The organism is Streptomyces sp. SID10853 (assembly GCF_010548145.1).
Classification (GTDB): domain Bacteria; phylum Actinomycetota; class Actinomycetes; order Streptomycetales; family Streptomycetaceae; genus Streptomyces.
On the sequence record NZ_JAAGLN010000027.1, the window covers coordinates 36,457 to 46,452 of the forward strand.

At 71.7% G+C, this 9,996-nt stretch carries 12 protein-coding genes; 9 read left to right on the forward strand and 3 right to left on the reverse strand.

Annotated elements, in window-relative coordinates; translation table 11 throughout:
• Nucleotides 1-255 precede the first annotated feature (255 nt).
• On the forward strand, nt 256-564 hold the full coding sequence (locus G3I19_RS08435; RefSeq protein WP_164261425.1) for a YrhK family protein: 309 nt from the start codon (nt 256-258) through the stop codon (nt 562-564).
• Between the two features lie 106 nt (nt 565-670).
• Here G3I19_RS08435 and G3I19_RS08440 read toward each other — a convergent pair whose 3' ends face one another.
• Nucleotides 671-1,666: a hypothetical protein gene (locus G3I19_RS08440; protein ID WP_164261427.1), complete on the reverse strand. Its 996-nt coding sequence runs from the start codon at nt 1,664-1,666 to the stop codon at nt 671-673.
• A gap of 65 nt (nt 1,667-1,731) precedes the next feature.
• Between G3I19_RS08440 and G3I19_RS08445 the strand changes: the two genes are divergently transcribed.
• From G3I19_RS08445 to G3I19_RS08475, 7 genes are all read left to right on the forward strand, one after another.
• Nucleotides 1,732-2,562, forward strand: coding sequence for a class E sortase (locus tag G3I19_RS08445; protein ID WP_343235026.1), 831 nt, complete (start codon nt 1,732-1,734; stop codon nt 2,560-2,562).
• A 61-nt stretch (nt 2,563-2,623) separates the two neighbouring features.
• Entirely contained in the window at nt 2,624-2,863 is a 240-nt protein-coding gene (locus G3I19_RS08450; protein ID WP_343235027.1) for a DUF3311 domain-containing protein, read from the forward strand.
• On the forward strand, nt 2,860-4,431 hold the full coding sequence (locus G3I19_RS08455; RefSeq protein ID WP_164261433.1) for a sodium:solute symporter family protein: 1,572 nt from the start codon (nt 2,860-2,862) through the stop codon (nt 4,429-4,431). The genes G3I19_RS08450 and G3I19_RS08455 overlap by 4 nt, the downstream gene beginning before the upstream one ends.
• A gap of 340 nt (nt 4,432-4,771) precedes the next feature.
• Entirely contained in the window at nt 4,772-5,086 is a 315-nt protein-coding gene (locus tag G3I19_RS08460) for a DUF6412 domain-containing protein (RefSeq protein WP_164261436.1), read from the forward strand.
• 102 nt (nt 5,087-5,188) lie between these two features.
• Nucleotides 5,189-5,953, forward strand: coding sequence for a YidC/Oxa1 family membrane protein insertase (locus G3I19_RS08465; RefSeq protein WP_343235028.1), 765 nt, complete (start codon nt 5,189-5,191; stop codon nt 5,951-5,953).
• 125 nt (nt 5,954-6,078) lie between these two features.
• Nucleotides 6,079-6,936 (forward strand): fumarylacetoacetate hydrolase family protein, encoded by an 858-nt coding sequence (locus G3I19_RS08470; RefSeq protein ID WP_164261439.1) that lies wholly within the window; start codon nt 6,079-6,081, stop codon nt 6,934-6,936.
• A gap of 342 nt (nt 6,937-7,278) precedes the next feature.
• On the forward strand, nt 7,279-7,956 hold the full coding sequence (locus tag G3I19_RS08475) for a TetR/AcrR family transcriptional regulator (protein ID WP_164261442.1): 678 nt from the start codon (nt 7,279-7,281) through the stop codon (nt 7,954-7,956).
• A 32-nt stretch (nt 7,957-7,988) separates the two neighbouring features.
• On the opposite strand, the gene G3I19_RS08480 is transcribed toward G3I19_RS08475, so the two are convergent.
• Both G3I19_RS08480 and G3I19_RS08485 read right to left on the reverse strand, forming a co-directional pair.
• Complete coding sequence (locus G3I19_RS08480) at nt 7,989-8,453, reverse strand: heme-degrading domain-containing protein (protein WP_164261466.1); 465 nt, start codon at nt 8,451-8,453, stop codon at nt 7,989-7,991.
• Between the two features lie 80 nt (nt 8,454-8,533).
• Nucleotides 8,534-9,634 (reverse strand): Gfo/Idh/MocA family oxidoreductase, encoded by a 1,101-nt coding sequence (locus tag G3I19_RS08485; RefSeq protein WP_164261444.1) that lies wholly within the window; start codon nt 9,632-9,634, stop codon nt 8,534-8,536.
• Nucleotides 9,635-9,690: 56 nt separating this feature from the next.
• On the opposite strand from G3I19_RS08485, the gene G3I19_RS08490 reads away from it, so the two are divergent.
• A partial coding sequence (locus G3I19_RS08490) for a winged helix-turn-helix transcriptional regulator (RefSeq protein WP_164261447.1) occupies nt 9,691-9,996 on the forward strand: 306 nt, incomplete at its 3' end.

Here is a 9,996-nt window from a genome sequence, read left to right on the forward strand (position 1 = left end):
GGCGTTGCTCACTGCTTGGTCTGGGCGTTGCTCACCGCTTCGCCCGGGCGTCGCCCATCGCTAGGTCTGGGCGTTGCTCACTGCTCCGCCCCGGGCGTTGCTCACGACTTCGCCCCGGGCGTTGCTCACCGCCCGTTGCTCACGACTTCGCCCGGGCGTTGCTCACCGCCCCGCCCGGCGTGCTGATGTGTCGCTCGCCGGGTGGGGCGGGGTGGCATGTGGAGGTGGGGGTGCTGTTCCGCTTAGCGTGGCTGCATGAGTACAAGCACACCCTCTGGCATGTTGACGCTGCACATCGGCCACGAGGAGGTGGTTCTCCGGCGGCGCTACGAGATCGCCAGCATCCTCAACGACATCCTTATCGCCGTGTGGTTCATCGTCGGCAGCGTGATGTTCTTCTCCGACGACTGGGCCACGATGGGGACGTGGTGTTTCCTCATCGGCAGCATCGAACTGCTGATCCGCCCGGTCATCCGGCTCTTTCGGCATCTGCACATTCAGCGGGTCCGTTCCTCGTCCGACTCCGCGAACGGGCAGGTCTCCGACGCCGCGCAGGACTATTAGGGCCGCGGCCCGCGCCGGGCCATCCGTAGTGCCACCCGTAGCGTCACGCGCACCGCCACCCCCGTAGCGCCACCCGTAGCGCCGCGGGAAACGTCCAGCAGAGCCCCTACGCCCCGTGGCACCCCCGATAAGCCACCCCCACCCCGCACCAGCACGCCGCGTTCCGGGCCGGGGGCCACGGGACGGCTCGGCCGCGGGCTGCCAGGGTCGTGGCGTACTGGGGGAGCAGGGCCGTCTCCGACGGGGACGCCGACTCCGAGGCCGCGAACGCCTCGTACGACGGGATGCTCCCCGTCACGATGCCCAGGTTCTTCGTGCCAGCCGCCGACAGTTCCCGCAGCGCCGATTCGATCTCGATCAGGTGCGTCGCGTGGGAGGGGTACTCCGACTCCAGGGCCGGGTACGCCGCCAGGAGTTCGGCCAGTTCAGCGGCCTGCCAGTGCAGCACCGCCACCGGGAACGGGCGGGACAGGGCCGCCCGGTAGGTGCCCAACTCCGACTGGAGGCGGGCGATTTCGGCGCGCAGGACCGCCGGGTCGTTCGAGCCGAGGGCCCACAGGCGGTTCGGGTCGTGGAGTTCGTCGAGGCTGATGTCGCCCGTGTGCAGGGAGTCGGCCAGGGCGTCCCACGCGTCGTGCTCGTTGCCCAGGGCCCTGCTCACGCGGTGCCGGCCGGTGAGGAGGGCCTGCGCCGCGTACGGGACCTCCTCCGCCGGGTCGACCAGCAGGGTCAGGGCCTTGGTGAAGGTGGCGTGGGCGGCGTCCGGTTCGTCGTGGGCCTCCAGGGTCTCCGCGACGATCGCCCAGGGGGCCGGGTCCTGCGGGGTCGAGGCGCGGATGCCGTCGATCATGGCGCGGGCCTCCGCCTCGTGGCCGTACTCCCACAGGTTGGCCGCCTGCAGGGCCTTGATCAGGGCGAGGTTCTCGGCCGGGCCTGCCAGCAGCCGGTCGTAGAGCGTCGTGGCGCGGGCGCGGTCGCCGGCCAGTTCCAGGTGTGCCGCGGCCTGGAGCAGCAGCGGCTCCTGGTCCTCCGGGTACTGCTCGGCGGTGCGCAGCAGGCGCTCGGCTTCGGCGTGGTGATCAGCGGGAGTGTCGGGGCGCATGCTCCACACCGTACTGCCGTACGGGGCTCTGGAGACTTCGGGATCCAGCGCTTATGGTGCCGCCCGTGCAGCAGCCGACGCGGGACGCGATTCCGGTAGTGGTGCAGCGGGGGGCCTCCCGGCGCCGTACCGTCCTCGCGCGCGGGCTGTGGACCGGCGCCGAAGTGACCGTGACGCTGGGGCTGATCGTCCTGCTGTTCGTCGTGCAGCAGCTGTGGTGGACCAACCGCGAGGCCCGGCAGGGCGCCGCACACCAAGTGCAGGCGCTGGAACGGCAGTGGGGCAGCGGCGCGGAACACGGAAGCGGGGCGGGCGACGGGGCTGTGACCCCCGCCACTCCCTCGCCCGGCCCCGACAAGAGCGCCGGGGCCGGTGCGGGCTCCCGGTCGCGGCCGGCGTCCGGGACCGGCCAGACCGGCCGGGCGGCCGCGCGCGGGCCCGTCTGGGACAAGGCGTACGCGGTGATCCGCATCCCGCGCATCGGGATCACCGCGCCGATCGCCCAGGGGGTCAGCAAACAGAACGTACTCAACAAGGGATATGTGGGGCATTACGTACAGACCGCCGGGCCCGGTCAGGCGGGGAACTTCGCGCTCGCCGGGCACCGCAACACCCATGGCGAGCCCTTCCGTTACATCAACCGGCTGCGCCACGGCGACACCGTCACGGTCGAGACCGCCGACGCCGTCTACACGTACGTCGTCGACAAGGGTCTCCCGCAGACCTCCGCACGTGACAGCGGGGTGATCGCCCCCGTGCCGCGCAGCACCGTCAAGCCGCAGTACGGCTATCGGACACCCGGCTATTACCTGACGCTGACCACCTGCACCCCCGAGTACACCTCCCGGTACCGGCTCGCCGTCTGGGCCACCTTGCGTTCCATGCGGCCCCGTTGACCACGCGGAGACCGTCATGGCCCCTCCCGGTCCGCCCCCGGCACCGCCTAAGGTCACTGACGTGCTCAGACGTCGTCCTCAGTTGTTGTGGCTGCTTGTGCCCTTTGTCCTGTTCCTGGGGGCGGTGCCGTTCGTCAATCGCGTGCGGCCCGTTCTGCTCGGACTGCCCTTCCTCTTCCTCTGCATGATCGCGGCGACGCTCCTCACGCCGCTCGCCGTCTGGCTCACCCACCGGGCCGACCGACGTGCCGACCGGGCCGACCGGGCGGGCCTGGCCGACCGACGGGGTGAGCGCCCGTGAACGCCGCCGTCGCCACCTCGATCTTCGCGGTCTTCATGGTCGCGACCGTCGTCCTCGGGCTCGTCGCCGTACGCGGCGGCCGGACCGGCGGGCTCGCTGAGTGGTCCGTCGGCGGGCGCAGTCTCGGCCCGGTCTTCATCTGGGTGCTGATGGCCGGCGAGGGCTACACCAGCTTCAGCTATCTCGGCGCGGCCGGCTGGGGCTACAACTACGGGGCCCCGGTGCTCTATGTGGTCGCGTACATGTCCTGCGGCTACGCCCTCGGTTACGTGGTCGGGCCGACGCTCTGGGCGTACGCCCGACGGCACGGCCTCGTCTCGATCACGGACATGATCGCGCACCGGTACGGCAGGCCCTGGCTCGGCGCGGCCGTCGCCGTCCTCGCGACCGTCTTCCTGCTGCCGTACATCCAGCTCCAGATCACCGGCATGGGCGTCGTCGTCTCGACCATCTCGTACGGGGCGATCAGCCTCAACTGGGCCTATTTCGTGGCCTTCGCCGTCACCACCGGGTTCGTCGTGATCAGCGGGCTCCGGGGGAGCGCCTGGGTCTCCGTCCTCAAGGACGCCCTCGTCATCGGCACGCTCGCCTTCCTCGCGCTCTACGTACCGCTGCACTACTTCGACGGGTACGGGGACTTCCTGCACCGTGTCGTCGCCGAGAAGGGCGACTGGCTGACCTTCCCCGGCCACGGCGGCGGCGGGCCGGGCGGCAGCGGCCTCGGGCAGTCCTGGTACGTGACGACCTCGCTGCTCAACTCCCTCACCGTGGTGATCTTCCCGACCACCGTCGCCGGATACCTCGGGGCGCGCAGCGCCGACGTGCTCCGCAAGAACGCGGTCTGGCTGCCCGCGTACAACATCCTGCTCTTCGTCCCGATGTTCCTCGGCCTGGCGGCCCTGTTCGTGGTGCCGCACCTGACCGGCGCCGACTCCAACCTGGCGCTCTTCAAACTGGTGGTGGACTCGCTGCCGGCCTGGGCCGTGGGCGTCATCGGGGTCGCCGCCGCGCTCTCCTCGATCGTTCCGATGGCCATCTTCATGCTGGTCATCGGCACGATGTGGGGGCGCAGTGTGCTCTCGCTCGTACCGCGCTGGCGCGAGCGGCAGAAGGGTGCGTCGCAGGGCGTGGTCGTCGTCGCGGGCACGCTGGCGCTGCTCCTGACGTACACCGCGCCCAACACGCTGGTACGGCTGTCGCTCATCTCGTACGAGGGGATGGCGCAGCTCCTGCCGATGCTGCTGCTCGGTCTGGTGTGGCGGCGGCTGACGCTGCTCGGCGCGGGCAGCGGTCTGGTCGTCGGGGTGGGGCTGGTCTGCGCCTTGGTGTTCAGCGACCACGATCCGGTGTGGGGGATGAGCGCGGGGATCGTCGCGCTCGGCGCCAATCTCGTGGTCGCCCTTGCCGTGACGTACGCGGGGCCGCGCGAGCGCGACCCACGGCCGGATGGTGAGGTGCTCGCCCGCGATCCGATCGGGGGCGCGGGGGGTGGCGGCGGTGGCCTTGATGGCGGCCTTGGTGGTGGTGCCGGTGGCGGCGCGGGGGGTGACGCCGGTGTTCCCGCCTGACGCTCTCGCCGTTCCCGCCTGACGTTCCCGCCTGTCGTTCCCGCCTGCCGTTCCTGCCTGTCGTTCCCGCCTCGCGTCAGGTGTCTTCGCCGGCGGGTTCTCGCCTGTGCCGTGCGGCCCGGGACGTGGAGATGCGCCCCGGCGACGGGCTCGATCCGGAGCCGGGCAATCCGGTCGGCCGTGCGCTCCTGGCGCCCCGCAGGCTGCTGGAGCCGATCGAATCGAGTCGTGTATAACGGCTTGAGGTACGTTTTTCGGCACGGAGTACGCCGGAGTACGCGGTTCTCGACACGGAGCACTCGCTGTCCGTGCACCACAGACACCGGAAGGGGTGGAAGGCATGGCCGCTCGGCCGATGCGTCTGTCCCGCCCCGCCGTGGCGCTGCTCTTCTTCCTCCTCGCCGAAGCGCTGCTCGTCGACGGCGGCATGCTCTCCTCGGCCGTCGCGCTCGCCGCCACCGCCGCGGTCGGCTCCGCGCTTGCCGCCTGTGCGCTCCTCACCTCGCGCACCGCGCCCGCCGTGCCGCGCACCCGGATCCGTACGGCCATCCGCGACCGTGAGCGGCGTACGGCCTTCCTGCCGCAGCGCGACCCCGACGCCTCGGGCAGGCCCAGGCCCCGAGCACCCGGTCGTCCCGTCCCGACGGCCGCCTAGGCACCCTCCGCACCCCAGCTGCGCACCGGTTCCCGCCGCGGTCCGTCACGCCGACATGTCTTCCTGTCCGGCCTGCGACGAGACCCCCCGGAGGGTTTTCCCGTGTTCTCTTCCTTCTTCGCTGCGTTCGCCAGCCTGGTCACGCATATCGCCGACCTGCTCCAGCCGCTCTTCCACGGTTCGGCGACGGCCGCCGCGATCGTCCTCTTCACCGTCTGCGTACGGCTCGCCGTGCACCCCCTCTCGCGGGCGGCGGCCCGCGGCCAGAAGGCCCGCACCAAGCTCGCACCGCGCGTGGCCGAGCTGCGCAAGAAGCACGCCAAGGACCCGCAGAAGATGCAGAAGGCCATCATGGAGCTGCACGCCGAGGAGAAGATCTCCCCGCTCAGCGGCTGCCTGCCGAGCTTGCTGCAGATGCCCGCGTTCTTCGTGACGTACCACCTCTTCTCCAGCGCGAACATCGGCGGCTCGGCCAATTCCCTGCTCGGGCACACCCTCATGGGCAGCCCCCTCGGCGGCCGGCTGAAGGACGCGATCGGGCACGGCGGGCTCCTGGGTGAGCAGGGCGCCGTCTATCTGGTGCTCTTCGTGATCGTCGCCGCTGTCGCCACGTTCAACTACGGCCGCACCAAGCGGATGATGGCCGCCGCGCCGGCCCCCGCCGCCGACGGGCCCGGGGCCGGTGCGATGGGCGCGATGTCCAAGGTGATGCCGCTGATGTCGTTCGCGACGCTTCTCACGGTGTCCTATGTGCCGCTCGCCGCCGCGCTGTACGTCGTCACCACCACCACCTGGACCGCCGTCGAGCGCGCGATCCTCTACCGGGACACGGTGCCCGCGGCGGCCGCCGTCGCCGCCCCGATGTAGGGGCGTGGTGGTCCAGCTTGTGAACGGGGTCTTGCGGCCTGGACCTCGAACTTGGAGGATCAGCCAATCCCCCGATGTGGCCGCACCCCATCGGCCGGACCGGTCCAATCGTTGGGAGACTGACCATGAAGCTGCTGCGTGTCGGAACGGCCGGGGCCGAGCGCCCCGCACTGCTCGACGCCGACGGAACCCTCCGTGACCTCTCCGCGCTGATCACGGACATCGACGGAGAGCTGCTCGCCGACGGGGCGGCCCTCGACCGGATACGGGCCGCCGCCGCTGCCCGGGTGCTGCCCGCCATCGAGGGCGAGACACCGCGTATCGGGCCGCCGGTCGGCCGGATCGGCAAGGTCGTCTGTATCGGTCTGAACTACCACGACCACGCCACTGAGACGGGCGCGGACATCCCCGCCGAGCCGATCGTCTTCATGAAGGCCCCGGACACCGTCGTCGGCCCCGACGACACCGTCCTCGTACCGCGTAACAGCGAGAAGACCGACTGGGAGGTCGAGCTGGCCGTCGTCATCGGGCGTACGGCCCGCTACCTCGGCTCGGCGGACGAGGCACTCGGCCACGTCGCCGGGTACGCGGTCGCACACGACGTCTCGGAGCGTGCCTTCCAGATCGAGCGCGGCGGCCAGTGGGACAAGGGCAAGAACTGCGAGACGTTCAATCCCCTCGGCCCCTGGCTGGTGACCGCCGACGAGGTGGCCGACCCGCAGGCGCTCCCGCTGAAGCTGTGGGTGAACGGTGAGCTGAAGCAGGACGGTACGACCGCCGACCAGATCTTCCCGGTGGGTGAGGTGGTCAGGTATCTGAGCCAGTTCATGACGCTGTACCCGGGCGATGTCATCAACACCGGTACGCCCGCCGGGGTGGCGATGGGGCAGCCCGAGCCGAAGCCGTATCTGCGGGCCGGTGACGTCGTGGAGCTGGAGATCGAAGGGCTGGGACGGCAGCGGCAGCCGCTCAAGGACGCTTAGCGCGTGGCCCGTGGCCTGTAGCGCGTGGCCCGTGGCGGCGGGGCGGGCTCGGGCTCGGGCCGTTCCCGCCGCATGTCGGGGCCGGGCAGGTCTGTCTGCGGGCCGGTGGCTGTCCACCGGCCCGCAGTGGCTGCTCCCTGTGGCCCTCGGCCGGGGCTGTGCTGTGGTCCCGGTCCCGGTCCCGGTCCCGGTCCCGGTCCCGGTTCCGGGCTCCTGGCCCTGTTCCCCGGCTCCTTGTCTTGGTCTCGGTCTCCTGGTCCTGGTCCTGGTCTCGGTCTCGGTCTCGGTCTCGGGCGCGGGAGCCTCCGTCGATATCGTGGTCCTCATGACGAAGGAGCGCCGATGACCAGCACGGGTGCCGAAGGGAAGGCGGCGGCAGCCCCTCGCCGGACCAGGACGAGCAAGGCGGCGTCGCTCTCGCACGCCGCCTGCGAGGTGTTCGGGCGGGACGGTTACACGCGCGCGAGCATCGACACGATCGCCGCCGAGGCCGGGGCCTCCACCCGTACGCTCTACAACCACTTCCCCGGCGGGAAGGAAGAGCTCTTCCGTACGGTGGTGCAGTGGAGCTCCGGGCAGATGCGGGACGCTCAACTGGCCCTGCTGGACAGATATCTGGACGTGCACCGGCTGCCGCAGGCGGCGTATCTGGAGCGTGATCTGCTCGCGCTCGCCCGCGCCTGGGTCGGCCTGATGGCGGAGTTTCGCAACCACTTCTCGCTGGTGCGCCACATCTACGCGGAGGCCGGGCATGTACCGGCGGAGGTCCTGGACGCCTGGCAGGAGGCGGGGCCGCGTGCGGTGGGGCGGCAGTTCGCCGTCGTGATGGCCGCGCTGGACGCGGCGGAGCTGATCGACGTACGCGATGATCCGGCCCAGGCAGCCGCGCACTTCATGGCGCTGACGTCGACCGACATCGTGAACCGGTCGTACTGGGGCATCAGCCCGCTGCCCCCGGGGGAGGCCGACCGGATCACGGCGGTCGGGGTGCAGGTCTTCCTGCGGGCGTACGGACGCTGACCGGCTCCCTGCCTGCCCCTCACGGCTCCCCGTCAGCCCGCCGTCGCGAGGAAGCGAGTCAGTGCCTCCACGACCAGGGCGTGGTCCTCGGCCTGTGGCAGGCCCGAGACCGTGACGGCCCCGACGACACCGGTGCCCGCGACCGACAGCGGGAACGAACCGCCGTGCGCCGCATACCGGTCCGGATCCAGCCGGGACGCGTCGTCGAACGTCGTCCCCTTGGCGCGGAACCGCGCGCCGACCAGCAGCGAACTCGCCCCGTACCGCTCCACGACCCGGCGTTTGCGCTCGATCCAGGCGTCGTTGTCGGCGCTCGCCCCCGGCAGTGCGCAGTGGAACAGCTGCTGTGCGCCGCGCCTGATGTCGATCGCCACCGGAGCGCCGCGCCCCCGGGCGAGCCGGGTCAGCAGGGTGCCCAGCTCCCAGGCGTCGTCCGGGCCGAACTGCCGCAGCACCAGGCGGCGTTCCTGCTCCTCCAGCTCCGCGACCCCGGGCAGCGCGGGCCGCGCGGCCGGGGCGGGGGGATCGGCCGGTACGGGCTGTGCGGCCGGTACGGGCCGTGCGGGCCCAGCGGTGCTCACAGCTCCACCGTGACGCCGTCGCGCGCGGACGTCCGTGCGGCCTCGATGACCTCCAGCGTCGCCGCCGCCTGCTCGGCCGTGACGGGCGGCCGCCCGCCCTCGCGCAGGGCCTTCGCGATACCCGCGTAGTACGCCGGGTAGTCGCCGGGCAGGGTCGGTACGGGTGAACCGCCGCCCGTCAGCGGCGACTCGCCCGCACCGACGCGGCCCCACAGCGACTCGGGCTCCTCGCCCCAGTGCGCCGTGGTCCCGGGGCGCGCGCCCGCGCGCAGGGCCGCCTCCTGGGGGTCCAGCCCGTGCTTCACATAGCCGGCAGCCGAGCCGAGCACCCGGAAGCGCGGGCCCAGTTGGGCGGTGGTGGCGGAGGCGTACAGATGGGAACGGACGCCGTTGGCATGGGTGATCGCGATGAAGGTGTCGTCGTCGGCGCGTGCGCCGGGCCGGCGGACGTCCGACTCCGCGTACACCCGGACCGCCGGGCCGAAGAGCACCAGCGCCTGGTCGACGATGTGGCTGCCCAGGTCGTAGAGGAGCCCGCCGATCTCCGACGGGTCGCCGGACTCCCGCCAGCCGCCCTTGAGCTGCGGGCGCCACCGCTCGAAGCGGGACTCGAAGCGCTGGACGTCGCCCAGCCGGCCGTCGGCGATGAGCTTCCGCAGAGTCAGGAAGTCGTTGTCCCAGCGGCGGTTCTGGAAGACGGAGAGCAGCAGCCCGCGCCCGGCGGCGAGCGCGGCCAGCTCGCGGGCCTCGGCGGCCGTGCCCGCGAGCGGCTTGTCCACGACGACCGGCAGCCCGGCCGTGAGCGCTGCGGTCGCGAGCGGCACATGGGTCCGGTTCGGGGACGCGATCACGACCAGGTCCAGCTCGTCCGCGTACGACGTGTGAGACGTGTGCGACCAGAGGTCATCCGGGGCGTCGGCGAACCGGACGCCGGGGAACTCGGCGCGCGCCTGCTCCCTGCGCTCCTCGTTCGAGGTGACGATCGTGTCGAGAACCAGGCCGTCGGTGGCCGAGATCAGCGGTGCGTGGAAGACGGAACCCGCGAGGCCGTAGCCGACGAGTCCGACGCGGAGCGGGTCTGCAGTCGTACGATCCATGCGTCCCACTTAAGCAACGCTGTTGCCAAAGTGCAAGCGTGCCGCACAATGGGGGCGTGAACAGGAGCGACACCGCCGGGTCCGGCGCCAATCTGCCCGCGCTGCGCAGCCATAACGCGGCGCTCGTGCTCGAACTGCTGCGCACGGCGGGGGAGGCCGGCATCAGCCGTATCGAACTCGCCGGGCGCACCGGGCTCACCCCGCAGGCCGTCAGCAAGATCACCGCGCGGCTGCGGGCGGACGGTTTCGCGGCGGAGGCGGGCCGCCGGGCCTCGACGGGCGGCAAGCCCCGCACGGTGCTGCGGCTGGTGCCGGGCGCCGCGCACGCGGTCGGGCTGCATCTGGACCGGGACCGGGTGAGC